Annotated in this window: 20 protein-coding genes; 10 read left to right on the top strand and 10 right to left on the bottom strand. The window is 62.6% G+C overall.

The annotated features are described in order from the left end of the window. Nucleotides 1-159: 159 nt before the first annotated feature. From ggt to HBA54_RS02760, 4 genes are read left to right on the top strand one after another with little or no spacing between them, the layout of a single operon-like run. Entirely contained in the window at nucleotides 160-1,761 is a 1,602-nt protein-coding gene (gene ggt, locus HBA54_RS02775) for a gamma-glutamyltransferase (protein ID WP_167221141.1), read from the top strand. 49 nt (nucleotides 1,762-1,810) lie between these two features. Then, nucleotides 1,811-2,515 (top strand): ribonuclease activity regulator RraA, encoded by a 705-nt coding sequence (locus HBA54_RS02770; protein ID WP_167221139.1) that lies wholly within the window; start codon nucleotides 1,811-1,813, stop codon nucleotides 2,513-2,515. Between the two features lie 57 nt (nucleotides 2,516-2,572). Continuing rightward, on the top strand, nucleotides 2,573-3,100 hold the full coding sequence (locus HBA54_RS02765) for a GNAT family N-acetyltransferase (RefSeq protein ID WP_167221137.1): 528 nt from the start codon (nucleotides 2,573-2,575) through the stop codon (nucleotides 3,098-3,100). Between the two features lie 59 nt (nucleotides 3,101-3,159). Then, entirely contained in the window at nucleotides 3,160-4,308 is a 1,149-nt protein-coding gene (locus HBA54_RS02760) for an MFS transporter (protein WP_167221735.1), read from the top strand. A gap of 11 nt (nucleotides 4,309-4,319) precedes the next feature. Here HBA54_RS02760 and HBA54_RS02755 read toward each other — a convergent pair whose 3' ends face one another. Genes HBA54_RS02755 through HBA54_RS02740 form a run of 4 tightly spaced genes read right to left on the bottom strand, consistent with a single transcriptional unit; the run spans nucleotide 4,320 to nucleotide 10,160 of the window. After that, a complete protein-coding gene (locus tag HBA54_RS02755; RefSeq protein ID WP_167221135.1) occupies nucleotides 4,320-4,688 on the bottom strand; it encodes a hypothetical protein in 369 nt (122 codons plus the stop codon). Between the two features lie 36 nt (nucleotides 4,689-4,724). Continuing rightward, nucleotides 4,725-8,231: a methionine synthase gene (gene metH / locus HBA54_RS02750; protein WP_167221133.1), complete on the bottom strand. Its 3,507-nt coding sequence runs from the start codon at nucleotides 8,229-8,231 to the stop codon at nucleotides 4,725-4,727. Beyond that, nucleotides 8,228-9,184 carry a methylenetetrahydrofolate reductase [NAD(P)H] gene (gene metF / locus HBA54_RS02745; protein WP_167221131.1) on the bottom strand — a complete coding sequence of 319 codons (957 nt, stop codon included), beginning with the start codon at nucleotides 9,182-9,184 and terminating at the stop codon, nucleotides 8,228-8,230. Before metF ends, metH begins: the two co-directional genes overlap by 4 nt. Nucleotides 9,185-9,206: 22 nt before the next feature. Further along, complete coding sequence (locus tag HBA54_RS02740) at nucleotides 9,207-10,160, bottom strand: ArsR/SmtB family transcription factor (protein WP_167221129.1); 954 nt, start codon at nucleotides 10,158-10,160, stop codon at nucleotides 9,207-9,209. Nucleotides 10,161-10,377: 217 nt separating this feature from the next. Here HBA54_RS02740 and HBA54_RS02735 point away from each other — a divergent pair, with 217 nt between their 5' ends. Then, nucleotides 10,378-11,343: a patatin-like phospholipase family protein gene (locus HBA54_RS02735; protein ID WP_167221127.1), complete on the top strand. Its 966-nt coding sequence runs from the start codon at nucleotides 10,378-10,380 to the stop codon at nucleotides 11,341-11,343. 220 nt (nucleotides 11,344-11,563) lie between these two features. Here HBA54_RS02735 and HBA54_RS02730 read toward each other — a convergent pair whose 3' ends face one another. Further along, complete coding sequence (locus HBA54_RS02730) at nucleotides 11,564-11,935, bottom strand: hypothetical protein (RefSeq protein ID WP_205944375.1); 372 nt, start codon at nucleotides 11,933-11,935, stop codon at nucleotides 11,564-11,566. Nucleotides 11,936-12,421: 486 nt separating this feature from the next. Here HBA54_RS02730 and HBA54_RS02725 point away from each other — a divergent pair, with 486 nt between their 5' ends. From HBA54_RS02725 to mdoH, 5 genes are all read left to right on the top strand, one after another. Continuing rightward, nucleotides 12,422-13,438 (top strand): DUF481 domain-containing protein, encoded by a 1,017-nt coding sequence (locus HBA54_RS02725; RefSeq protein WP_167221125.1) that lies wholly within the window; start codon nucleotides 12,422-12,424, stop codon nucleotides 13,436-13,438. 107 nt (nucleotides 13,439-13,545) lie between these two features. After that, nucleotides 13,546-14,025, top strand: a complete 480-nt coding sequence (locus tag HBA54_RS28940; RefSeq protein ID WP_167221123.1) for a PRC-barrel domain-containing protein — start codon at nucleotides 13,546-13,548, stop codon at nucleotides 14,023-14,025. Between the two features lie 342 nt (nucleotides 14,026-14,367). After that, a complete protein-coding gene (locus HBA54_RS02715) occupies nucleotides 14,368-15,933 on the top strand; it encodes an OpgD/OpgG family glucan biosynthesis protein (protein ID WP_205944374.1) in 1,566 nt (521 codons plus the stop codon). Continuing rightward, nucleotides 15,933-16,421 (top strand): hypothetical protein, encoded by a 489-nt coding sequence (locus HBA54_RS02710; RefSeq protein ID WP_167221121.1) that lies wholly within the window; start codon nucleotides 15,933-15,935, stop codon nucleotides 16,419-16,421. The genes HBA54_RS02715 and HBA54_RS02710 overlap by 1 nt, the downstream gene beginning before the upstream one ends. A gap of 1 nt (nucleotide 16,422) precedes the next feature. Continuing rightward, on the top strand, nucleotides 16,423-18,513 hold the full coding sequence (gene mdoH, locus HBA54_RS02705) for a glucans biosynthesis glucosyltransferase MdoH (protein WP_167221119.1): 2,091 nt from the start codon (nucleotides 16,423-16,425) through the stop codon (nucleotides 18,511-18,513). Between the two features lie 55 nt (nucleotides 18,514-18,568). Here mdoH and HBA54_RS02700 read toward each other — a convergent pair whose 3' ends face one another. From HBA54_RS02700 to HBA54_RS02680, 5 genes are all read right to left on the bottom strand, one after another. Next, the gene (locus HBA54_RS02700; RefSeq protein WP_167221117.1) at nucleotides 18,569-19,312 is read right to left on the bottom strand and encodes a TIGR02186 family protein; all 744 of its coding nucleotides are present in this window, start codon (nucleotides 19,310-19,312) and stop codon (nucleotides 18,569-18,571) included. 1 nt (nucleotide 19,313) lies between these two features. After that, on the bottom strand, nucleotides 19,314-20,237 hold the full coding sequence (locus HBA54_RS02695) for a sulfite exporter TauE/SafE family protein (RefSeq protein WP_167221115.1): 924 nt from the start codon (nucleotides 20,235-20,237) through the stop codon (nucleotides 19,314-19,316). Nucleotides 20,238-20,366: 129 nt separating this feature from the next. Next, a complete protein-coding gene (locus tag HBA54_RS02690) occupies nucleotides 20,367-21,317 on the bottom strand; it encodes a dimethyl sulfoxide reductase anchor subunit family protein (RefSeq protein WP_167221113.1) in 951 nt (316 codons plus the stop codon). A gap of 14 nt (nucleotides 21,318-21,331) precedes the next feature. Beyond that, nucleotides 21,332-22,084, bottom strand: a complete 753-nt coding sequence (locus HBA54_RS02685) for a 4Fe-4S dicluster domain-containing protein (protein WP_167221111.1) — start codon at nucleotides 22,082-22,084, stop codon at nucleotides 21,332-21,334. Next, nucleotides 22,081-25,131, bottom strand: a complete 3,051-nt coding sequence (locus tag HBA54_RS02680; RefSeq protein ID WP_167221109.1) for a molybdopterin oxidoreductase family protein — start codon at nucleotides 25,129-25,131, stop codon at nucleotides 22,081-22,083. Before HBA54_RS02680 ends, HBA54_RS02685 begins: the two co-directional genes overlap by 4 nt. Between the last annotated feature and the right edge of the window lie 129 nt (nucleotides 25,132-25,260).

Here is a 25,260-nt window from a genome sequence, read left to right as displayed (position 1 = left end):
CGAATACAGACAAGACTTCCCAAGCCGTGCCTTGCGGGCTAAATCAGAGGCAACCACTCGATCAAACTGGTCTGCTGACAATTCCACCTGCCGATGTGGCGGCGTGGATTGCAGACAGTTATCAGCGCTTTTCTAAGTCTCAAGGAGCCCCGCAAGGTCATGCGCAATCTGGAACTTCCCGGCCGCTCGGTCGCCCGCTCGATGAACGGCATGGCAGCCACCTCGCACAGCCTGGCAACGCTGACCGCGATCAACACCCTTCAGGACGGCGGCAATGCCATGGACGCAGCGGTGGCAGCCTGTGCCGTTCAGGGTGTCGTGGAACCGGAATCGACGGGCATCGGCGGCGATTGTTTCGTGCTCTGTGCGCCGCGCGGTTCATCCGACATCGTCGCCTTCAACGGCTCGGGCCGGGCGCCGAACGCAGCGACGGCGCAGTGGTATGCGGACCGGGGCATCGAGAAGCTGGAACGCTTTACACCTCATTCGGTCACGGTTCCCGGTTCCATTGATGCCTGGACCCAGTTGCTGCGCGATCACGGTACCCGCAGCCTGGGCGACATGCTGCAGCCCGCGATCCGCTTTGCGCGGGACGGCTACGCCATTACCGAGCGGGTTGCGGCGGATTGGGAAGGCGAGATCGAAGCACTGACCCACGATCCGGTCACCAGCGGCATCTTCCTGCCGAACGGCAAACCACCGGCGCTCGGCAGCGTCCATAGCCAGCCCCTTCTGGCCGCCAGTCTGGAGATGATCGCCGAGCAGGGCCGCGACGCCTTCTATAAAGGGGCGATCGCCGAAGACCTGGTCGCCCATCTGCGCGAACTGGGCGGCCTGCACAGTCTGGAAGACTTCGCCGCCGCCGCCGGTGAGTACGTCGACCCGATCAAGTCCGGCTACAAGGGCTACGACATCTACCAATGCCCGCCCAACGGCCAGGGCGTCATCGCGCTGCTGTTGCTCAATATCCTCTCCGGTTACGACCTGGCCTCGATGGACGCGATGGGCGCCGAGCGCCTGCACATCGAAATCGAAGCGATGCGCCTGGCCTACGGCGCACGCGACGCCCAACTGGCCGACCCGGCGCAGGCGGAGGTTCCGGTCGAGAAACTGCTCTCCGCCGACTATGCCGCAGAGCTGCGCGCGACGATCAAGCTGGACCGCAGCGCGGTGCCGCCCGCCCCGGCCCCGATCGCCGCCCATGCCGACACGGTCTACCTGAGCGTGGTGGACAAGGACCGCAACGCGGTCAGTTTCATCAATTCGACATTCAATTCCTTCGGCAGCGGCATTACCGGGCCGAAGAGCGGTGTCGTTCTGCAGAACCGCGGCGGGGCCTTCTCGGTCGACCCGGAGCACCCCAACTGCATCGCCCCGGGCAAGCGCCCGATGCACACGATCATCCCGGGCATGGTCGCCAAGGGCGACCGCGCGGTGATGCCTTTCGGCGTGATGGGCGGCCACTACCAGGCCGCCGGCCACGCCCGCTTCCTCACCAACCTGCTGGACTACGGACTGGATATCCAGCAGTCCATGGACATGCCGCGGATCTTCGCCCTGCCCGGCGAAGGCGAGAGCGAAGTGGAAGCGGAAAGCGGCGTGCCGCGCGAAGTACTGTCGAAGCTCGAAGACATGGGCCACCGCTTCTGTGAACCCTCCAAGCCGATCGGCGGCAGCCAGGCGATCCATATCGACTGGGAAAACGGCACCCTGGCCGGCGGCTCCGACCCGCGCAAGGACGGCTGCGCGCTGGGTTATTGAGTGCCGGGTTGTTGAGTGACGAGGCAACAGGAAAGTTAGGGAGCAGATCTTGGTTTCTTTGGATCCCGCCCTGCGCGAGGCCTACGCGCAGATCACGACGGCGACGATTACCACCGTCCTGCTGAAAAAGGGGCTGCGCAACGTCTGGCTCCGCGGCGCCAAGCCCTTTGCCGGTGAGACCACCCGCCGGGTCGGCCTTGCCTTTACCCTGCGCTTCGTTCCGGCGCGCGAGGACCTGGCGACGCCAGCCTCCTGGTCGTCACCCAGATCCACCCGCGCCGCCATCGAAGACATGCCCGAGGGCGTTATCACCGTGGTCGATGCCATGGGCGTCAATGATGCCGGGATCTTCGGCGACATCCTCTGCGCGCGCATGCACAAGCGCGGTGTCGAGGCCCTGATCACCGACGGGGTACTGCGCGACCTGGAGGGTGTCGAGGCCAGCGGCCTGCCCATCTGGTGCAACGGCGTGGCGGCACCGGCGTCGGTTGCCGGCCTCACCTTCGTCGGCTGGCAGGAACCGATCGGCTGCGGCGGCGTCGCCGTCTTCCCGGATGACCTGATCGTCGCCGACAAGGACGGCGCCGTGGTGGTGCCAAAGGACCTGATCGAAGAGGTCGCCGGCCTGGGCCTGGAACAGGAACGACTGGAAGGCTGGATCATGCGGGAGGTGCAGAACGGCGCGAAACTGCCCGGCCTCTACCCGCCCAACGAAGAAACCCGCGCCCGCTACGAAGCGGAAACCAAGGGCTAAACCGGTATCCGGCAGATCGCGCTTGCCAGAAAAACCATACTTTCCTAGCCTTTAACCATGCGCCCTCTTGAGCGATTCTTTCCACCCTACAAGCTGCGCCCGGGCAGGCCCGGCGACGCGGACGGCCTTTTGCGCGTCCACCAGCGGGCCATTCTGATCCTGGGCCGCAGAGTTTACAGCGACGCCCAGGTGGAAAGCTGGGCCTGCGGCAACACACCGGACCGCTACATTGAGGCCATGAATGAAGACGGCGAAGCCTTCGAGGTCGCCGTCGCCCGCAAAACGGGGGTCGTCGCCTTCTGCTCGCGCAAGGACAATGAGGTCAGGGGCCTTTATGTCGATCCGGACTGGACACGCCACGGCCTTGGCCGCCTGCTGCTGCGGCGCGCGGAGGCAGCCATTACCGCGGCCGGGCATGGGCGCGTTTCCATCGGGGCCAGCCTGACGGGGCTGCCGTTCTACGAAGCCGAGGGCTACCGGGTGATCCGGCACCGCCATTGGAAAACCCGCGGCGGCCTCTTCATCCCGGCGGCGGAGATGGAAAAAGCGGTCCTTCACAATCCGGGCCGCAAGCAGGCACGGTGAACGCCGACAATCAGGCCTGCGTTCCAATCCGGGCGCTCAGGTAACCCAGGAGTCGCCGGATCTTTCACGCCACCCCCGCGACCGGTAGAGCCAGAGGGTCGATCACCGCGATCTTCTTTATCAATGGCATTCTGATCGGCTGCTGGGCCTCCAGCATTCCCCAGATCAAGGAGCGCCTGGCCCTGGATGAGGGAACACTCGGTCTGGCGCTGCTATTCTTTGCCTTCGGTTCCATCGTCGCGATGCTGTTCGGCGGTCCCAGGATCGACAGTTTCGGCAGTCGCCTTGTCCTGCTCTTCAGCACCCTGGGCTTCAGCATGAGCCTGCCGCTGGTGCTGCTGGCCGGATCGCTGCCCCAGTTGCTCGCCATCGTCGTGGTTATCGGCTTTGCAAACGGGCTGATGGATGTATCCATGAACGCGCAGGGCATCACGGTAGAGCGTCAACGCGGCCGGCCGATCATGTCGTCGCTGCACGCCTTCTTCAGCATCGGGGGGATGGCTGGCGCCGCTGCGGCGGCCCTGACCTACGGGCTCGGCGGCGAGTTGTCGCACTACTTGATCGGGATCTGCTGTGTTGTGATCCCTCCCGCGATCTTTGCCCTGCAGGGTTTGTTCGCGGATGCACAGCCGGCAGCAGCAATAAGGCGGCGAATCCTGGCATTGCCGCCCAGGCCCCTCTGGCTTATCGCCGCTTTCACCTTTGTAGCCTTCGTCTGCGAAGGCGCGATGTTCGACTGGTCGGCGGTCTACCTGCGCGACGCTCTGGGCAGGGATGCTGCGACGGCGGCGATGGGCTTTGGAGTCTTTTCGGCGGCGATGGCGGCCGGACGCCTGCTGGGGGATCGCATGGTGGCCCGCAGCAGTCGCGTCGTCATCCTGAGAGGCAGCGCCATTCTGGCCTGCTGCGGCTATGCCCTGGCGCTCAGCGGGGAAAGCACTACCCTCACCTTCCTGGGTTATGCCTTGATCGGCCTGGGGGTCGCCAACATCGTGCCGGTCCTCTTTTCGCTGGCCGGCAGTCAGGAAGGGATCGGCCCTGGCAGCGGCATCGCCGCGGTGGCCACGGTTGGCTATAGCGGGTCGTTGCTGGGGCCTGCCTGGGTCGGGTTCCTGGCCGACCTTTCGAGCCTGCGCCTGTCGCTGGCGGTGACAGCCGTCTTCCTGCTGCTGCTCGTCATTTTCTGCGGACGCTTGCGGCACCGTTAAAGACGGCCCGACTAGAGATTGCGCTCCGGGTAACAAAGACAGTCTTCCAGCCCGGTCAGGAAGCCCTGGGCAACCGTGGTCTCCGGGTCCATATCGCGCAGGATCTTGCGCAGTACCGTGCTGCCTTCGGGGAAACTGCGCATCTGGGCGATGGTTTCCCGGGCCAGACGCTCGCCGAGCGGCCAGTCGTCCTGATAGACGCCGCTGTCCGCCGGCACATCCCAGTAGCGCCAGGTTTCGCTGTCGTCCAGGCTGACGGTGGGGAATTTCAACCATTCCTGCTGCCACCAGTCGGCCGCCTTCGCCGCCTCGGCAACCGCCGTATCGCCCTCCTGACGGTAATCTTCGAGGTCCAGTACCTTCTTTGATGCAGCCATCATTTGTTTCCTCCCTTTCCCGGGCCGGTACGGCCTCTGTTAGACCGAAAAGTATTTCGCCTGCGGATGATGCAGAACGATCGCCGAGGTCGATTGTTCCGGGTGCAGTTGGTGCTCGTCGGACATGACGATGCCGATCTCCTCGGCCTTCAGAAGGCCCAGCAGCTGTTCCTGATCCGCCAGGTTCGGACAGGCCGGATAACCGAAGGAGTAGCGCGACCCCCGGTAACCCTGGCTCAGCATGGCCTCCAGATCCCGCGCATCCTCGTGCCCGAAGCCGAGTTCAGCGCGGATACGCTTGTGCAGGTATTCAGCCAGAGCTTCAGCCATTTCCACACCGAGCCCGTGCAGATAGAGATAATCCTGATAGCGGTCGTCGCGGAACCAGTCCCGTGCCACGTCCGAGGCGTTCTGACCGACCGTGACAACCTGCAGGCCCATGACATCGCGTTCACCGCTGGCGACATCGCGCAGGAAATCGGCAATACAGAGCCCGCCGGCACGGGCCTGGCGCGGCAGGGTAAAGCGCGCCACCTCCCGGTCCTGGTCTTCCGGGTCGAAGAGGATCACGTCGTTGCCTTCGGCATTGGCCGGCCAGTAGCCGTAAACCGCCTGCGGCACCAGAATGTCCTGCTGCTTGGAAACATCCAGCATGCGCTTCAGGGTCGGGCGCAGTTCCTTGCGCGCCCAGATCATGTAGTCCTCCAGCGAGCGGCCGTTTTTCCGATAGCCCCACTGGAACTGATACAGCATGCGATCGTTCAGGAACGGCACCAGTGCATCCAGCGGCACCCGGGCCAGGACCCGCGCGCCCCAAAACGGCGGCTCCGGAACCTCGACCCCTTCGGCCAGTTCCTCACGGCGCAGACGGGTTTCCTCGAAATCGACCGGGCGTTGATCGGCCCGGGTCGCTTCTCCCAACACCCGCTTGCTGTTACCCGGGCGCGCCTGCCCCTTGCTCCGGCGCTCATCGACATGGGCGGCGAAGTTACCGTTCACCACCTTATCCATCAGCGACAGGCCGTCGAAGGCATCGCGGGCATAGGCGACCTGGCCGCTGGCATAGGCCGCCGCGCAATCCTGCTCGACGTAGTTGCGGGTCAGCGCGGCACCGCCCAGCATCACCGGCACGGCGACGTTGTCGCGGGTCATGCGCTCCAGGTTCTCGCGCATCACCACCGTCGACTTCACCAGCAGGCCGGACATGCCGACCGCATCGGCGCCATGTTCGATCACCGCCGCCAGGATATTGTCGATCGGCTGCTTGATCCCGAGATTGACGACCTTATAGCCGTTGTTGGTGAGAATGATGTCGACCAGGTTCTTGCCGATATCGTGGACATCGCCCTTCACCGTGGCCAGGACGATGATGCCCTTCTCCTGGCCCTCGATCTTCTCCATGTGGGGTTCGAGAAAGCGCACCGCCGCTTTCATCGTTTCCGCTGACTGCAGCACGAAGGGCAGCTGCATCTTGCCGGCGCCGAAGAGTTCGCCGACCACCTTCATACCGGCCAACAGATGGGTGTTGATGATGTCGAGCGGCGGGTGCTTGGCCATCGCTTCGTTCAGGTCATCTTCCAGGCCCTGACGGTCGCCGTCGACGATGCGGTCGCTGAGGCGGGTTTCGACGTCCTCGGCCCGCGCCTTCTTCACACTGGCCGCGGCGGTGCGGCCCTCAAAGAGGCTCATGAACACATGCAGCGGATCGTAGCCGTCCCGACGGCGATCAAAGATCAGGTCCTCCGCCACCCGCACCTCTTCCTCGGGGATCTTATGCAGCGGCACGATCTTGCTGACGTGCACGATTGCCGAGGTCAGGCCGCGCTTGATGGCATGATCGAGGTATACAGAGTTCAACACATGGCGCGCCGCCGCATTCAACCCGAAGGAGATATTCGAGAGCCCAAGCAGAATCTGACAGTCCGGCAGCTCACGCGCGATACCCTCTATGGCCTCCAGGGTCCAGAGACCGAGCTTTCGATCATCCTCGTTACCGGTGCAGATCGTGAAGGTCAGCGGATCGATGATCAGGTCGCTGGCCGGCAGGCCATGCTGGACACAGGCGAAGTCGTGCAGGCGCTTGGCAACGGCAAGCTTGTGATCGGCCTGTTTGGCCATGCCGCTTTCCTCGATGGTCAGCGCGATGACCGCGGCGCCGAAGCGGCGGGCCATTTTCACACGCTGTTCCGCCGGCTCCTCGCCGTCCTCAAAGTTGATGGAATTGAGGATCGGCTTGCCGCCGTAAAGCTTCATCGCCGTCTCAAGGACCGGCAACTCGGTGGAATCAAAGACCAGGGGCGCCGAAACCGAGCCGCGCATGCGGCTCACGACCTCGGTCATCTCCGCCACCTCATCGCGGCCGACAAAGGCGGTGCAGACGTCGATGGCGTGGGAGCCTTCCTGGGCCTGCTCGACGCCCATGGCGACACAACCGTCCCAGTCGCCGGTCTCCTGCAGTTCGCGGAACCGCTTGCTGCCGTTGGCATTGCAGCGCTCGCCGATGGAAAGATAGGCGTTCTCCTGACGCATCGGCATCTGGCTGTAGAGCGAAGCAACGGAGGGCACCCAGAAACTCTGGCGCTGCTTGGGTGCCGGGCGGACACCAAGCTTGGCGCTGTCGCCGGCCCGTCTGCTGAGCATGGCATCAAGCGCCGCAATGTGCTCTGTCGTCGTGCCGCAGCAACCGCCGATGATGTTGAGACCATCTTCATCGAGGAAGCGGTCCAGCCACGCGGCCAGGTCTTGCGGTTGAAGGGGATAGCGGGTCTGCCCATCGACCAGTTCCGGCAGGCCGGCGTTGGGCTGCACCGAGATGAAACCCGGCCAGTTCTCCGCCAGCCACTCCAGATGGGGTGCCATTTCCTGCGGGCCGGTCGCGCAGTTAAGGCCAATGACCGGAACATCGAGCGCGGAGAGCACGGTTGCCGCCGCCGCCACGTCGGCGCCGACCAGCAGGGTACCGGTGGTTTCCACGGTGACCTGCACCATGATCGGCAGATCGCTGCCGACCGCCGCCCGCGCCAGCTTGGCGCCGTTTACCGCCGCCTTTACCTGCAGGGTGTCCTGGCAAGTCTCAATCAGGATGGCATCGGCGCCACCGGCGATCAGCCCGTCGCATTGGGTCTTAAAAGCATCTTCGAGGGAGTCGTAGTCGATATGGCCCAGCGTGGGCAGCCTGGTACCGGGCCCGACGGAGCCGACAACGAAACGCTCACGACCGTCCCCGGAAAAGAGTTCAGCTGCTTCCCGGGCGATCTCCGCGGCACGGCGATTGATCTCCTCGGCGCGATCGGTCAGGCCGAACTCGCCCAGCGTGATGGGCGATCCCCCGAAGGTATTGGTCTCCACCATGTCCGCGCCGGCCTCGAAATAGCCGCGGTGGATCTCCCGCACCATGTCCGGGCGGGACAGATTGAGCACCTCGGTGCAGTTTTCCTGGCCCCAGTAGTCGTGCTCAATGGACAGATCCATTGCCTGCACGCGGCTGCCCATGGCGCCGTCGCAGAGCAATACCTGTTCTGAAAGCCGGTCAAGCAACTTGCTCATTGCGCGGCACCTGCCACAAGCAGTTGTCGGCGTTCCGGTTCTGCCTGCATCGCGGCATCGCAGAGCAGCAAACGGCAGACCGCTGATGTCAGATCGGCACGGTTCAGGGTATAGAAGTGAAACTCCTCAACCCCGCGCGCCGCCAGATAGCGGCAAAGGTCCGCCGCGACCGACGCGGCGACAGGGTCGCGGACATCGGCCTGGTCCTCCAGGCCCTCGAAGAGACCGGGAAGCCATGACGGAATCGAAGCCTTGCAGCTTGCCGCAATTTCACAGGTACGTTTGAAGTTCACGATGGGCAGTATCCCGGGGATAATAGGTGCGGTAATGCCGGCGGCGCGGGCACGATCGAGGAAGCGCAGGAAGTCGTCGGGGTCGAAGAAGAACTGCGTGATGGCGCGGGTCGCCCCGGCATCGAGCTTTCGCTTCAGGTTATCCAGGTCAGCCTCGGCGCTCTTCGCCTCGGGATGCACTTCGGGATAGGCGGCCACCGAAATCTCGAAATCGGCCACCCGGCGCAGTCCGGCAACCAGATCGGCCGCGAAGGCATAGCCGTCGGCCTGCGGTTTGAAGTTCGGCTGATCTTTCGGGGCATCCCCCCGCAAGGCGACGATACGGCGAACACCGGCAGCCCAATAGTGCTCGGCAAGGGCATCGATCTGCGCCCTGCTGGCCCCAACGCAGGTCAGGTGCGCGGCAGGCTTGAGATCGGTCTCATTGAGAATGCGTTCCACCGCGTGGATGGTTCGATCCTGCGTCGTGCCGCCGGCGCCATAGGTTACGGAGACGAAATCCGGGTCGAAGCTCCCAAGCGCCCGCAAGGTCCGCCAGAAGCGCTCTTCGGCAAGCGGCGAAGCGGGTGGGAAATACTCAAAAGAAAAGCGCGGGCGCGTCGCCGGGCCGTGCTTGCGCCTAACCTGAGAATGCAGCGTGTGGTCTATCGCTTCAGCCATAATTTCTCTCTCTGATTTAGCGCTATGCTGCGGTCGAGCGGACGGGGGCGTCTTGCCGACGCGCCGACCAGATCGAAATGGTCAGCGGATTGCCGGCCAGGTGCCGGCTCTCCGCAGGCTCCAGTCCGGCATCTTTCAGCCAGGTCGCTATGCTGTTCTCTTCAAACCCCAACCAGCGGTGCTCGTGCTCGTCGCGCAGCACGTCCTGCGCGTGGGCTTGAAAATCGACGATGAACAGCCTGCCGCCCGGCCGCAAAACCCGCGCAGCCTCTTCAATCGCCTGGGCCGGGCGCTCCGCATAATGCAGGACCTGATGGACCGTGACCGCATCGAAGCTGCCGGTCGCCGCCGGCAGGTTGTACATGTCGCCCTTGCGAACCACACAGTTGCGTAATCTTGCCCGCTCCAGCTTTGAGCGGGCGATCATGAGCATGTCCGGCGAGAGATCGATGCCGACCGCGCGCTCCACCTGCCCGGCCAGGATCTCGAGAATTCTGCCGGTGCCCGTGCCGACATCGAGCAGGTCCGACACCTTCTCGCGTGAGATCAGTTGGCGCAGCAGGGATTCGACCTCGTCGTCCTGTACATAAAGCGCCCGGACTTCATCCCAGCGCGCAGCCATCCGGTGGAAGTAATCCTCGGCCCGCCGCGCCCGCTCCGCCATCACTGATTCCAGCCGGCCCAGATCCCGTCCGACCGTCGGGTCTTCGCCTGGAATCGAATCAACCAGTGTCTGCGCGAGCCCGGCGGTCGGCCCCTGCTGCGCAAGACGGTAGTAGACCCAGCTGCCTTCGCGGTTGCGATCCAGCAGTCCGGCCTCGGTGAGCAGTCTCAGATGCCGCGAAACCCTTGGCTGGCTCTGACCGAGGATCTGCACCAGGTCGGACACCGTCAGGTCGCCGTGGGCACAGAGCACCAGAAGCCTCAGCCTGGTTGGCTCGGCGGCGGCCTTCATGGCGGCTAAGAGGTTGTCCATCTGGCTCCTCCGGTGGACAGGCGTTCAACAGGCGAGATGCCATCATAAAGATATAAAGATATCGTTATGTCAAGGCTAAGTACTTGATGATCCCACCAAACCGTCACCCGCAGAAGGGGTACCGCGCCTGTCCCGGGCCTTTCCCCCCTCTGCACTGCCGCGTGTCCAGCGGCAGGGAATTATGATTCGCTTAAGTGGAAACCCTATATATTTAACCATGGTCCAGGTAACCGAACCGCAGTGGCGACCGAAGATCGGCCTTGCTCTTGGCAGTGGGGTCGCGCGCGGCTGGGCGCATCTGGGCGTGCTGCGTGCCCTCAATCGCTACGGTATCGAACCGGACGTTATCGTCGGCACCTCCATAGGCGCGGTCGTCGGAGGCATCCATCTGGCCGGCAAGGCCGAAGCCCTGGAAGCCTGGGCAAGATCCCTCACAAAAGTGAGGATGATCTCCTACATCGATTTTCGTATGCGTAACGGCGGCATGCTCGGCGGCCGCCATCTTATCGATGCCATGCGCCATGAACTGGGTGACATGAAGATCGAAGACCTCACCACGCCCTTCGTGGCGGTGGCGACCGACCTTGTGACCGGGCATGAGGTCTGGCTGCGCAACGGCGACATGGTCGATGCCATGCGCACGTCGTTTTCGCTGCCCGGCATCTTCGAACCCATGCAGCACGATCAACGCTGGCTGGTCGACGGCGCACTCGTGAACCCGGTGCCCGTTTCAGTCTGCCGCGCCCTCGGCGCGCAGATGGTCATCGCGGTAAATCTTAACGCCGACATCATCGGCAAGGAACGGCGTGCAGGCTCCGCCGTCCCGACCGTCGCCGGCTTTGACCTTCTGAGCGAGATTCAGGGAAGCGAGGAAGCCCCGATCAAATCGCGTATCGGCGCGCTGGCGAGTCGAATCTTTCGGCGCGAACCGAGTCAACCGAGCATGTTTGGGGTGATGATTTCGGCTTTGGGCATCGTCCAGGACCGAATCTCGCGCTCCCGACTCGCCGGCGAGCCCCCCGACGTTCACATCACGCCGCGCCTCGGCAACGTCGGATTGTTCGAGTTCGACCGCGCCGACGAGATCATTGCCGAAGGCGAAGACGCGGTCGAACGCGTCCTTCCGGATCTTCATGATGCGATCTCAATCTTCGGCCGAGAGCCACAGGAAAGCGGAAGCTGAGGCCCGTCCGCTTTGACCCGAATCCATCGTCATAGAGGACCACGCTTCACTGTGGGACGAGGCCGCTGAACGGCGTCTGCGGTGACTTCCTTCGTGTCGCGCTTCGGCCATAAAAAAAAGAAAACGGCGACCGCTTCTGGAGCGATCGCCGTTGTCATCATAACTCTTACCGGGTTGGGTAGCGAGACGGCAAAGCACCGTCTCAGCGCGAGGTGTAAGGTTATGATCTAGCTGATTTTTTTCTCACAACTTTTTTTCTCGCCGCAGGCTTCTTCTTCGCCGCGGGCTTCCGTTTCGCTACTTTTTTCTTAGCGACTTTTTTCTTAGCAACTTTCTTTTTCGCGACCTTCCTTTTAGCCGCGGGCTTCCTTTTGGCAGCGGTCTTTTTCGCTACCTTTTTCTTCGCGACTTTCTTCTTAGCCGCGGGCTTCCTTTTGGCAGCCGTCTTCTTGGCTACCTTCTTCTTCGCAGTGGTCTTGCGCGCTGTCGTCTTGCGCGCTGTTTTCTTAGCAGTCGCCTTCTTGGCGGCCGCACGTTTCGCCGGCGCTTTCTTCTTCGCAGGCTTCTTCTTCGCAGTCTTGGTAGTTGCCAATTGTCTAATCCCCTAACGTCAAAACGAATCCGGTGATGCCACCCCGCGCGGCGAATTGTGCCTCTTTGATCAATCAGTGACAAGAAAAGAGAAGCAGTATTAAAGCAATGGCACGCAAAAACTTTAACGCTACCCGATGAAGTCATCGTGCCTGCCGCACCACGACACTTGTCAAGCCGCTTCGCAGTGTTGCTATAGCGACCTTCATCGGCATCGAATACAGGTTAGCAGAGACTCTATCCATCAATCAGTATTGTGCTCGCCTACCACGCTTCGCAGAGCTGTTTGGCTTCAGGCGAACAAGAAGCCGTGACGGCTTTTTCGAAGCGGTGAATCGATCGCCGAGCCGGATGTTAAGGACCATTCGGGAAAACAGTCAGCGCGCTGCATATGGCTATCCAACACAAAGGCGACACAGCATCGGCGCGCCCTTCGTCCCTATAGTCCGTGGCCATGTTCGCGGCCCCACAATGCCTGAGCGTCCTGTTGGCGCTAGCGTCAGGCGCCAGCCTGATCACCACATCGGCCCACGCCTCGCAAGACTCTCTTCCAGACGATCTACGGCAAACCATCTCGACAGCAGCCGAGGGGCAACAGATCAATGACTTCAGCGCTGCGTTGCGAAGCGCCATCGCCGCTGCCCCCGATCAAAAGCAAACGATCCTGCGCCACGCCATGACACTACGCCCGGATTGGGCCGCCGAACTCATGCTCACCGCGCTCTTTGATCCAGCCCTGGAAAGCCGGAACGAGCGCGCTCCTTCGGCCGGCCTGGTGGTGCCATCACAGGCGCCGGTTGAGCCCCTTACGGGCCGGCAAACGGCCGAGACACCGCCCGGACCGGAGGACGAGGCAGAGAAAAGCCCCTGGTCCGGAAACATCGACGTGGGTGGGGTGGCGCGCAGCGGAAACACCGAGAATGCGGGGGTTTCAGCCGGCGCCGAGGTGGTTTATGAAGCCGCCCCCTGGAAACATCTTGCCAGCGCCTCCTTCGACTATCTCAGGACCCGCAGCGAGACCGAAGCACAGGCTTTCGAAGCGGAATACCAACTGCACTACGATCTCACGGAGCGCACCTTCGTCTATGGCCTGGCACATTATGACGACGACCGCTTCAGCGGCTTCGACTACGAGTTCACCTCTTCAACCGGCCTGGGAATCAGGCTGATCGACGACGAGGCGTTCGAGTGGACGCTGGCGGCCGGACCGAGCCTGAGGGTCTTCCAGAAGAGCGACAGAGGCAGCACGGAAACAGCCCCCGGTGTGCGAATCAGCAACGACCTCGCCTGGAATATCTCCGAGACGGCGACCCTGGCGAACGACACCGAGATCCGTCTTGATCGCGAGCGCAGCGAAATAGAGAACGAAACCAGCCTGACCCTGCAGATCATCGACAGCCTGGCCGGCAAGTTCTCTTTTATCGCGAACTACCGCAGCCCCGTACCGGACGATACCGAAGAGCTGGATACGACAACCAAGGCCTCGCTGATCTACGGCTTCTAAAGGCCGCCGACGAAAATCCGGAGCCTTATCGCGGAATAATCTCCGTTCATAGGGGTCAAGAAAGAGAGGTGCTTCACCGATCTGGATTCGCTGTCGTAGGAGGACTTGTGATCTCGCCTCGTTCGTACTCATTCGTTTCGCGCAACACCGGCATTCTGCTCAAAACCGGCTTCGCCGCGATGCTGATGGTTTGGCTTATGTCGTTGCCGAGCTTTGCCCAGCAAGAACCAACCAGCCCGTCGCCCGCATCCGGCAACGCCGCAGGGCCCAATACTGCGGGATCCGTCGACCTGGAAACTGCCCGCGAGATACAGGGCATGAGCCTCTGGGACCGCAAGAACGAGCTGCTGGGCGAGGTCGACGATGTCGTTCTGGACAAGGCCACGTCGAAGCTGCGCTTCGTCGTGATCGCCCAAGGCGGCTTTCTGGGTATCGGTCGCAAGGACGTCGCCATTAACTGGGGCGAGCTCGACTATGACCCGCGGGCGCGCCTGCTGCGCACCCGAAAGCTCACTGCCGACGACCTGGAAGCGAGAGAACCCTATGAAGGCGACAGCAACGGTATTTCAATCGACGATTGGCAGTAGACAAGTGATCAGACAAGAAATCGAACCGTCGCAAAATCGCCCTGCGATGCCACTTCCTTGACTCTTCCTTGCCGCCACAGCCGCCGTTTATACCCGGTCTATCGATGCAATCCGGCCACTAAGGCCAGAATTTCAAAATCATAGCGAAGTAACTTTGACCGACACCTATCAACCCTTGGAATATGACCAGGGGTTGCCCGGTCTATAGACGGTAGAGACCAACAACAAAAACCCGGGCAAGGGGAGAGGCGTGTGATCAAATTCGACCGCCAAGCTACTGTTGCCGCAACTTCCAGAGGCCGGACGGTCTGTTTTTCGGCTGCCTGGATTTGAGAGGAAGGCGTGTCAATACAAAAGGTTGATCGGCGAACTTTCCTTGCCGGTATAAGCGCGAGCACCCTGGGTGTGGCGCAACTGGGGCTTTCTTCCGCCCAGGCTTCGGCTGCCGGTCAATGGGACCGTGCCATGCCGGGCAGCCCCTTCAGTCTCACGCAACTCCGCGCAAAGGCAGCCCAACTGGCGTCGCAGCCGCATGAGCCGGTTGATTCCATACCCCTGCCCGAAAAACTGGGTGAACTCACGCCGGAGCAGTATCACGCGATCCGCTTCCGTCCGGAGGCCTCTATCTGGCGCGACGACCAGTTGCCCTTCCAGATGCAGTTTTTCCATCGTGGCTCGTACTTCCGTCAGGAGGTGAAGATCAGTGTCATCGATGGGCAGCAGGTTTCGGCAATCCCTTACTCTTCCACACTGTTCGACTATGCCAATACCGACATTGACGGAGCGCCGGAGGATCTGGGCTTTGCCGGCTTCCGGCTTCTTCACCCGTTAAATCGAAGCGATCACTTCGACGAAGCGGCAGTGTTCCTGGGCGCCAGTTACTTCCGTGTGCTCGGCGCCGGCCAACACTTCGGACTCTCGGCCCGTGGCCTGGCCATCGATACCGGCCTCTCAAAGAAGGAAGAGTTCCCCTACTTCAAAGAGTTCTGGATCCAAAAGCCGACACCCGATGCGCAGTCGATCGAGATCTTCGCCCTGTTGGACAGCATCAGCGTCACCGGCGCCTATCAGTTCACTCTGACACCCGGGGCGGAATCGAAGATGGAGGTTCGCGCCAGCGTTTTCACCCGCCAGGCGGTGGAGAAACTCGGCATCGCGCCGCTGACGTCGATGTTCCTCTATGGCGAAAACTCCACCCGTCCGATGGACGATCTCAGACCCGAGGTTCACGACTCCGACGGTCTCTTGATGGCCTCCAAGGGGGGCGAGTGGATTTGGCGGCCGCTGACCAACCGCAACGAGCTGCAGATCAGCTCCTTCCAGAACGAAAGCCCGCGTGGCTTCGGCCTGCTGCAGCGCGACCGCGATACAAGGCACTACCAGGATCTCGATCTCAACTACGAAAGGCGCCCCAGCGCCTGGATCGAACCTCAGGGCGATTGGGGGAGCGGTATCGTGCAGTTGATCGAAATTCCCAGCGATGCGGAGCGCTACGACAATATCGCCCTGCTCTGGGTGCCCGAGAAACCCGTTGAACCCGGCCAGGAATGGCCCTTTGCCTATCGCCTGCGGTTTGCCGAGGGATACCCGGACTTTCCGAATACCGGCCGCGCCCTGGCAACCCGGGAGGGTGCCGGATCCGAAACAGGACGGCGGCGCTTCGCACTGGAGTTCGCCGGCGGGCCCTTGACCCAGATTTCAGATGAGGGCGGCGTCGAGCTGGTGGTCAGCGCCTCCGCCGGCCGGATTCTCAATCCGCACAGCCGCAGGAACGAAGCAACCGGAACCTGGATCGCCCTCTTCGAACTCGACCCCGAGGACAGGGAGGCCGTCGAGCTGCGCGCCTTTATGAAAGACCAGGATCACGCCCTGACTGAGACATGGAGCTATCTTTGGAAACGCAGTTGATGCCGGCAAAACAGACTGATTCCTCGAGCGGCGGCGATGAGATGGCACGCGCGCGGCTTCTGACCGGGCTCGACCGTTACCTTCAGGCCGCTGGTGTAAACGGCGAGTCCGCGCGCCACCGCCTTGCCAGGGCAGTCCTCCACAGCTTACGGGATCAACTTCCGCAATCCGGCAAACCCGACTGGCAGGCGCTGATCGCTGCCGTCGATACGGTCCTTTCTGGCGAACACCAGATCGATGTGCAGCCCGATCTGCTTTGCAGGGGCCGGATCGCACAAGGTTATGGCACGGTACCGCAGCCCCTGAAGGCGCAACTGGACCGAACAGCCAACTGGGGAAGCCCCCTGCCGAGCCGCCGCCCCATGCCGGCCCAGGCGCTTTCGACCTGGCGCCCGCGGTTGGCTTGGCTTGGATCACCCAGTATCTGGCGCCCTGCGCAGGGCGTGATGATCAGCCTGTGTTGCCTGGCGGTCGTCTTTGTCCCTTAAAATGAACCTGACTTCCCGCCTGCCCCGAATACGCCGGGCAATACTGTTCAGCCTGGTAACGGCTTCCACGACGGGCGCCGTCCTGGTTCTGGGAACGATTCTGGCGGCCGAAGGCTTTTCAATTCTGGAGCTCGGTATCCTGGCCCTCTTCGGGCTGCTCTTTGCCTGGATCACCACCGCTTTCTGGACGTCCTGCGCGGGCTTTGTCCTACACCTCATCGGCCGCCACGGCCACAGGCTGTGCAGCGGCGACGGACCGATGAAAGCCGCAGCGCAAGCGGATCAGCCGGCTTCCAGAACGGCCCTGGTGATGCCGGTCTACAACGAAGATCCCGAGCGTGTGCTTGCCGGGCTTCAAGCAACCCTGCAGTCGCTGTTGCAATGCAGCGCCGAAGGCCGCTTTGATCTGTTCATCCTGAGCGACAGCACCGATCCGGAAGTCTGGCTGGCCGAGGAGCTGGCCTGGAGCCGCCTGAACCGCGAGTTTGCCGGAAAGCTCCCCGTCTACTATCGGCACCGACCGAAGAATCTTGCCCGAAAGAGCGGCAACATCGCCGATTTCTGCGAGTCATGGGGCTACCTCTACGACTATATGATCGTCCTCGACGCCGACAGCATCATGTCCGGCCAGTGCCTGGTTCAGCTGGTCCGGCGCATGGATGCGAATCCGCAGGTGGGGCTGATCCAGGTGCCGCCGGTTCCGGTCCTGCGCGAATCGCTCTTTGCCCGCAGCCAGCAGTTCGCCGCCAGTGTTTTCGGACCCATCTTTGCGACCGGACTCAGCTTCTGGTTCGAAGGCGGATCGAACTACTGGGGCCATAACGCCATTATCCGCCTGGCGCCGTTCATGGCGCATTGCGGCCTGCCCAACCTGCCCGGCCGTGAGCCCTTTGGCGGCGAGATCCTCAGTCACGATTTCGTCGAGGCGGCCTTGCTGAGGCGTGCCGGCTGGGAAGTCTGGCTGGCCGACGATCTTTCCGGCAGTTTCGAGGAGCCGCCCCCTACCCTGATCGACCATGCCAAGCGCGACCGCCGCTGGTGCCAGGGCAACCTCCAGCACCTCCGCATTGTCTTCGCAGAAGGCCTCAAGCCGCTGAGCCGGCTCCACCTCGGCATGGGGATCATGTCGTACCTGTCGTCGGTTTTCTGGTTCCTGCTGCTGCTGCTTTCAGGGCTGGAAGCGTGGCGGCAAGGACAGATCGAGCACAGTTACTTCATCGACGGGAACCTCTTTCCGAACTGGCCGGTTTCCTATGCCTTCGAAGCGACCACTTTGCTGGCGATCACCCTGTCGATCCTCTATCTGCCGAAACTTCTGGGGTACTTGGCCCTGTTCCTGGACCGCCGCCGCTTGCTCGCCCATGGCGGCGCGCTCAAGGCGGGCCTCAGCCTGCTGCTTGAAAGCCTGACGTCCATTCTGCTGGCGCCCATCCTGATGCTGTTCCAGATGAGTTTCGTGGTCTCGATCCTCGCCGGGCGTTCGGTGCGCTGGGCGGCCCAGCAGCGCGATGACGGCGAAACTTCCTGGGCGGAGGCCACCGCGGCCCATTTCGGCCACTGCGCCGTTGCTCTGGTCGCCGGCTGGCTGAGCTTCACCTACGTCCCCGAGTTCTTCTTCTGGCTCACGCCGGTGTTGCTTGGCCCGGCCCTCTCCATTCCCCTCTCGCGCTTCACGAGCCGCGTCGATGTCGGCCAGCGGCTGCTGCGCTGGGGCATCTTTCTGACGCCCTGCGAAACCGATCCGCCACGGGTGCTGCAGGACCTGACCAGGCGCCTCGCCAAGTCCGCGGCGGAAGACCACGGCGGAACCGCGAAAGGCGCACTTTTCGAGCGGGCAATCGCAGATCCTTTCGTCAATGCCCTGCATCTTACCCTGCTTAAAGGCGAAAGGCGCAGCCGAAGCGAAAGACTGCGCCTGGATGCGCTCATCGCCCGTCTCCAGGAACAGGGGCCCGCCAGCCTGAGCAAGGAGGAAAAGCGCGATCTCCTCTCAGACTCCAAGAGTATGACCAGCTTGCACGCGCTGGCCTGGCGCGCCATCGAAGAAGGCCCGGCCGTCCTGGGACCGGGTACCTTCACTCAGACCGCGTAGCGACTCTCGGCTTTCGCCCTGCCGACCGGGCGAATGCGCCAAGTAGACGAGTGCTTTAGTTCTTTCGGAATACGAAGGCGGCGAGGGCGCCGGCGGCAACGGCCAGAAGGATCGCCAGGAGCCCGTAGAAAGCCGAGTAGTTGTGCGCGAAATAGAACACATCGGCGCCCAGGCCTGCCTTGCTGACGATCAAGGGCGTGGTCTGTGCATGGGCAACGCGGCCCTCGCGCATCATGAAGACTTCGATGTCGTAGAACCCGGTTGGCACATTGGACGGAAAGAACAGACGGGTCCGGAACAGCTCTCCGCCAAGAAAACTGATCCCCTCACCCTCAGGCGCGAAGAGCCCCTGCCGCCGCTTGTTACGAATCAATCCGGCCTTGAAAGCCTTTAGATCCGCAGCCGATACAGAGCGGTCCTGCGGGCGCAGGCGCAGGAAATTAGCCCCCATGCTGTGCCGGGCCCGGACGGTATCGCTGGCAACCTCGTCCAGTTCAGCACTGCTTCGAACCGCGTAAAAACTCGGCACCGATTCAAAAACAACCCGCTGGTCGTTCACCCAGATCCCCGCATAGCGATCCCTGCGCCAAACCGTGGTATCCACCTCCGGCCCCCGCACCACCACCACGACGTCGCTATTGGATTCGACAGTACCGAAGAGCAGTACATCGGTTCCCGTGAACCCCGTGGTGATCTGGATCTGGTGTTCAGAGAGATCGGCGACCAAAGGATTCTGCGCCGACGTCGGCATCGCCAGGGCCATGATGCCCAGGGACAGCAAAATGGGGCCGAGTCTCATCTCAATGCCCTCCGACGCTGTCTGCGATGATGAAGAGATCGCCGGGCGTCGCCACCAGATCAAAGAGCAGCTTGCCGCAAACCCCCAGGACCAACAGAGCAAGCAGCACGCGCAATTGCTCGCCGCGCAGCCGGGTGCCGACCCGGGTGCCGATCTGCGCGCCGATCACACCACCGGTCAGCAGTATCAGGGCCAGGAGCGCGTCAACGGTCTGATTCTGCGTCGCCTGAAGAAAGGTGACGGTGCCGGTGACGAAGATGATCTGGAACAGCGAGGTGCCCACAACCACCGAAGTCGGCATGCCCAGGAGATAGATCATGGCCGGCACCATGATGAAGCCGCCGCCGACACCCATGATCGCCGCCAGGACACCGACGATGAAGCCGATCAGAATCGGCAGCAAAGCCGAGATATAAAGCTTGGACTTGCGAAAGCGCATCTTGAAGGGAAGGCCGTGCATCCAATGGTGCTGATGCAGCTTGCGCCGGACGTCGGCCTGCCGGCGTCGGCGAAAGAGCGCGCGGCTGCTCTCCACGAACATCAATGATCCGACGACGCCCAGCAGTACGACGTAACAGAGGGAGATCACCAGATCCAACTGGCCCAGGCCGCGCAGGAAGGTGAAGAGCCAGACACCGAAGACCGAGCCCAGCGTACCGCCGAGCAGCAGAACGCCCCCCATACGGAAATCCACGTTGCCGCGGCGCCAATGCGCCAAGACACCGGAAACCGAAGCGGCCATGATCTGATTGGCTTCCGTCGCAACGGCGACGGCCGGGGCAACCCCGATGAAGATCAGCAGCGGCGTCATCAGGAAACCGCCGCCCACCCCGAAAAGACCTGAGAGAAAACCGACACCGCCGCCCATACCCAACAGCAGAAATACATTCACAGAGATTTCTGCGATGGGCAGGTAGATGTTCATCAGAAAATTCGGCTTTCCAGAGGCCCCTACCCCGGGGCCGATCCAAGATACTGCAGCTTATCGTCTGCCGATGGTGCATCGCAATGGAATCGTTCCAACAACGCACCGGAACCCCGAAACAACCCCCAGCTAGGCGCGGCTTTCTCCATAGTAAAGGGTTACCACGTGCTTTGCCTCGGCGAAGAACAGCCAACGCTCGACAACCAGCCCTGCGGCAAAGAGCGCAACGGCTATCAAGGTCGCGACAACCCCCGGAACCCCTGGCATCAGAAGCGCCAGGAGGATCAGGAGGGCGGGTGCGCAAAAGCCGGCAAGCAAGACAATCCGACGCAGCTTTTCCGCATGCCTGCGGGCGATGCGGAAGCCCATCTCCTGCATCAGATAGTTGCTCTCGCTGTGCGGCGCTTCCAAGAGCCGAACCTTTCCCAGATCCCCCAGACCGGTCGCCGACTCGGCGGTGCTGCCCCCCTCCTCCGACGCGAGAGAACGCCAGTAGAGCAGCTTGGCACCCAGGGTCAGACCGAAGAGGATCAGGATCGCCCAGGGAAAGACCCGGCCGAGGGGCACCTGCCAGAGCGACAGGAAAACCTGCAGCAGAAGCGCGCCGGAGAGCGCCGCCATCAAAAGGTAGATCGGCAGGGTCCAGGCTGAGTGCCAGGCCCTTATGGTCCTGAGCGACGCATAGATCATCGCCGTGCAGGCCACCGTGACCACGCAGCTCAGGCTGGCCAGCAGGCCGATCAATCCCGCCAGGCCATCGTTGCGCCCAAGCAGAACCCAGGCCAGGGCAAAAAGGCCGGCGGGCAGAAATGTGAATACCGCAGCCACCCCTTCGCGCGACAGCCAGGACGAACGCCACTGGCTAAGCGCACGCCAGGCGCGCTCCGGATGGCCCAGGTGGAAGGTCGAAGAGAGCAGGCCGAGAACGATCAGGCCAAAGCCGATCCCGAATCCCAGCAGCCCCATCCAAAGTTCCGCCGGCAGCAAGCCGAAGGCGCCGAACAGGCCGAACCAGGCGATCAGCCCATAGCCGGCGCCCGACGCGGTGGTGAAGAGAATGACCGATTTGGCTGGATGCACGCTTCGGCTCCCAATCAGCGGGTCAGCAGACGGTCGACCCAGCGCGCCAGAAGGCCCGCCGATCCATCGTCGAAGTTTGCCGCAATCAAAGGCGCCGCGCTTGTCGCCTCATCGGGTGATACCTTGGGGCGTGGCGGCAGATAGCGGTTCACCGGCTTGCAGTCCTGCTCCGGCATCAGCTCGAAGCCATCGCGCGCTGCCACCAGAAGCGAGACTTCCGATGTTGGATCGCCCAGATCGCCGAAATGCCGGGCACCGGCCGGACAGGTCGAGACACAGGCGGGAACCCGGCTGCGTTCCGGCAGGTTCTCGTTGTAGATCTTGTCGACACAGAGCGTGCATTTCTTCATCACCCCTGCGTCCTCGTCGTACTCGCGCGCGCCGTAGGGACAGGCCCAGGAACAGAGTTTGCAGCCGATGCAGGCCTCGGCATTCACCAGGACGATGCCGTCTTCCGCCCGCTTGTAGGAGGCGCCGGTGGGACAGACCGTGACACAGGGCGCTTCCTCGCAATGCAGGCAGGACTTCGGAAAATGAACCGTCCGGCTGTCTCCAGCCTCCTGCACTACCTCGAAAGTGTGGATGCGGTTGAACCACACGCCCGTCGGATCGGCCCCGTAGGGGTCCTTGTCCGTTAAAGGCGCGGAATGGCCGCTGGTGTTCCACTCCTTGCAGTTCACCGCGCAGGCATGACAGCCGACACAGATATCGAGGTCGATGACGAGGCCGAGCTTGGTGTCTCCGCTTTCTGTCGGTAACGAGGTCATACCCCACCCTCCGGCGTGACTTCGGTTTTCGGAACGCTTGGGGCCGGCGCCGCAGCTTCACGCTTCTGGTTGCCGCGCCCGTCCGCCACGCCGGGCACGGTCCGCGCGACTTCATGGCGGTTGCCGATCCACTCCTGCGCCGGCAGATGGTCATCGGAGCGCGGATTGTCCTGCCCCTTCAGGTCGGCGCCGTAGCGTAGGACCGCCGGCTGTTCACGCGGCGCCCCGGGCGGCCGCTTCACCGGGTCGAAGAGGGGCTCGGTGACACTGGCCTCCGCCGGATCACAGCGCTCCAGGCGGACCCGCAGGTCGTACCAGGCGGCTTGACCGGTCACCGGGTCGGAATTGGAATAGCGGGTACCCCCTTCGCGCGCCGGCAAAAGCTCGGAAATAATATGGTTCAGCAGAAAACCTTTATTGCTCTCGGGCGCGTCCTCATCCAAGGCCCAGGCGCCGCGGCGCTTGCCGATCGCATTCCAGGTCCAGACCGTCTCGGGGTTCACACCGTGCATCACGCGGACCTGGCCCTTCACCCTGCCGTGGTGACTGATCACCCAGACCCAGTCCTCGTCCTCGATGCCGTTCTTTTCCGCCGTCTCGGGATGCACGAAAAGCCTGTTGCGCGCCGTGATCTGCCGTAGCCAGGCGTTCTGCGACCCCCAGGAATGGTACATGTGCATGGGCCGCTGGGTGATGGCATGAAGGTCATAACCCTCGCCCTCAACGGCGGCTTCCTCAAAGGGCGCATACCAGATCGGCAGCGGATCGAAATAAGCTTCGATCCGTGCCCGCTGGGCCTCGGGCGGCTGGTTCTTGCCGTGGCCACGTGCCGCCAGGCGGAACTTCTGCAGGATCTCGCTATAGAGCTGCATGGTGATGGGCTCTTCCGTCGGAATCCATCCCATCTGCTTGGCGTAGGCCAGATAGTCCCGGTTTGAATGCTTGAAGTAGAGCTGCGAGGGCTCCAGCTTGTGGGTCCAGAAACAGCCGTTCTCAATGTAGCGCTGCAGCTGGTCCGGGTTGGCGCTGCCGGTCCCCTGTTGTTCGCCATCGGCACCGCGCCAGCCGGCCAGGGGGCCGATCCCGGGCGAACGCTCGTGATTGACGATGTAGTCCGGATACCCGCCGGGGTACTTGGCGCTGCCGTCTTCCTCGGTAAGGCCCGGCAGGCCCAGGCGCACACCCAGGTCGATCAGCACCTCCTGAAAAGGCCGGACATCGCGATCCGGCTTGCAGACCGGCTGGCGGATGGCATCGCCCGGGCCATGGGCCGAGCTGATCGGGCGGTCGAGCAGCGAGATACAGTCCCAGCGCTCAAGATAGGTGGTGTCCGGCAGGATCAGATCCGCATAGGGCACCATTTCGGAGTAGTAGGCATCGGAGTAGATGATCTTGGGGATCTTGTAGTCCCCGGTCTCCGGGTCCTTGTCGGTCAGATAGCTGAGCGTGCCCTGAACGTTCATGGAGGAATTCCACCCCATGTTCGCCATGTACATCATCAAGACATCGACAGGGTAAGGATCGCCCGCCCAGGCATTGTGGATCACCATGTGCATCAAGCCATGGGCGGCGAGCGGATAATCCCAGCTATAGGCTTTATCGAGGCGCAGCGGCTGCCCGGCATCGTCGACCAGCAGGTCATCGGGCCCCAGCGGAAAGCCCAGCGGCATGCCGGCGATCGGCGTGTTCGGCGACACCGACTTGCCGGCCGGCAGCGGGCTCGGCGGGATCAGCTTCGGGTAGGGCGCCTTGTAGCCGAAGCCCCCGGGACAATCGATCGAACCGAGCAGGACCTGCAGCAGGTGAATGGCCCGACAGGTGTGGAAACCGTTCGAATGCGCCGAAATTCCCCGCATGGCATGCATCGAGACCGGCCGTCCCACCATACGCTCATGGCGACGGCCCGCCCAATCGGTCCAGGGGATATCCAGCACGACCTCTTTCTCAAAAGCCGCTTCCGCCAACTCGGCGGCGATGCGTTTAATGGTATCGACCGGAAGCCCGATCTGCTCCGCAACGGCTTCAGGCGCATAGCTCGGATCGAGGTAGCGTTTGGCAAGAAGTTCGAACGACGGAACAGCCACACGGCCATCGGGCAGCGTGTAGCGGCCGACGACCGCGGCGTTGGCGGAGACATCGGCGGCCGGCACCGCGGCGCCCCGCCCGGCATCCCAGCACAGGGCCGCACCTTCACTGTTGCGGACGAAAAGGCCGTCATCTTCGGCGCCGGGATCGTCAATCACCAGCCAGGTGGCGTTGGTATAGCGGCCGAGAAACTCCCAATCGATCTTCTCCGCCTTCAACAACTCATGGATCAGCGCCATGACGAAGAGCCCGTCGGTGCCGGGTCTGAGGCCGATCCACTCGTCGGCAATCGCCGAATAGCCGGTCTTCACCGGGTTGACCGAAACGAACTTGGCCTGGCCCAGTGTCTTCAGCTTGCCGAGGCCAGCCTTGATGGGGTTGGAATCATGATCCTCAGCGACACCGAAGAGCATGAAATAGCGTGTGTGATCCCAATCCGGCTCGCCGAATTCCCAGAACGAGCCGCCGATGGTGTAGAGCCCGGCAGCAGCCATGTTGACCGAGCAGAACCCGCCGTGGGCGGCAAAATTGGGCGTGCCGAACTGAGCGGCCCACCACCCGGTCAAGGACTGGCTCTGGTCCCGGCCGGTGAAGAACGCCAGCTTTCGCGGATCGCTGGTCCTGATCGATCCAAGCCATTCGCTGGCCAGGCCCAGGGCCTCTTCCCACTCGATCTCCTTGAACTCGCCGGACCCGCGTTCGCCAACCCGCAGCAGCGGCTTGGACAGCCGCGCCGGCGAATTGTGCTGCATGATACCGGCTGAACCCTTGGCGCAGAGGATACCTTTGTTTACCGGATGGTCGGGATTGCCCTCGATATAGCGGACCTTGTCGTCCTTGAGGTAAACGTTGATGCCGCAACGGCAGGCGCACATGTAACAGGTCGTCTGTTTGACGTCGTCGGCGACCGCCGGTGAAGTATCGACGTGCTCCTCCGGGGTCTCAAATGGACTTTTGACCATCAGTTACTCTCTAGTCCCCCTGATTCCACCGATACAGGCGCAGGCACGCGCCGCCGCGAATAGGCCCCTTGATGGACGATCTCTGGCCCGGATACCGGTACCGAGTGCGCCGCTGGAACACGTTTTTTT

The sequence above is a fragment of the Pelagibius litoralis genome (assembly GCF_011683915.1).
Classification (GTDB): Bacteria; Pseudomonadota; Alphaproteobacteria; order Kiloniellales; family Kiloniellaceae; genus Pelagibius; species Pelagibius litoralis.
Note: the sequence above shows the minus strand (reverse complement) of the source record. Positions and strands in the feature narration are given on the sequence as shown.

Bases quoted from the DNA above. Each gene is read 5' to 3' on its own strand.
- ggt (WP_167221141.1), top strand. From the start codon at position 160: ATGCGCAATCTGGAACTTCCCGGCCGCTCGGTCGCCCGCTCGATGAAC.
- HBA54_RS02765 (WP_167221137.1), top strand. From the start codon at position 2,573: ATGCGCCCTCTTGAGCGATTCTTTCCACCCTACAAGCTGCGCCCGGGC.
- HBA54_RS02755 (WP_167221135.1), bottom strand. From the start codon at position 4,688: ATGATGGCTGCATCAAAGAAGGTACTGGACCTCGAAGATTACCGTCAG.
- metH (WP_167221133.1), bottom strand. From the start codon at position 8,231: ATGAGCAAGTTGCTTGACCGGCTTTCAGAACAGGTATTGCTCTGCGAC.
- metF (WP_167221131.1), bottom strand. From the start codon at position 9,184: ATGGCTGAAGCGATAGACCACACGCTGCATTCTCAGGTTAGGCGCAAG.
- HBA54_RS02740 (WP_167221129.1), bottom strand. From the start codon at position 10,160: ATGGACAACCTCTTAGCCGCCATGAAGGCCGCCGCCGAGCCAACCAGG.
- HBA54_RS02735 (WP_167221127.1), top strand. From the start codon at position 10,378: ATGGTCCAGGTAACCGAACCGCAGTGGCGACCGAAGATCGGCCTTGCT.
- HBA54_RS02710 (WP_167221121.1), top strand. From the start codon at position 15,933: ATGCCGGCAAAACAGACTGATTCCTCGAGCGGCGGCGATGAGATGGCA.
- mdoH (WP_167221119.1), top strand. From the start codon at position 16,423: ATGAACCTGACTTCCCGCCTGCCCCGAATACGCCGGGCAATACTGTTC.
- HBA54_RS02700 (WP_167221117.1), bottom strand. From the start codon at position 19,312: ATGAGACTCGGCCCCATTTTGCTGTCCCTGGGCATCATGGCCCTGGCG.
- HBA54_RS02695 (WP_167221115.1), bottom strand. From the start codon at position 20,237: ATGAACATCTACCTGCCCATCGCAGAAATCTCTGTGAATGTATTTCTG.
- HBA54_RS02685 (WP_167221111.1), bottom strand. From the start codon at position 22,084: ATGACCTCGTTACCGACAGAAAGCGGAGACACCAAGCTCGGCCTCGTC.
- HBA54_RS02680 (WP_167221109.1), bottom strand. From the start codon at position 25,131: ATGGTCAAAAGTCCATTTGAGACCCCGGAGGAGCACGTCGATACTTCA.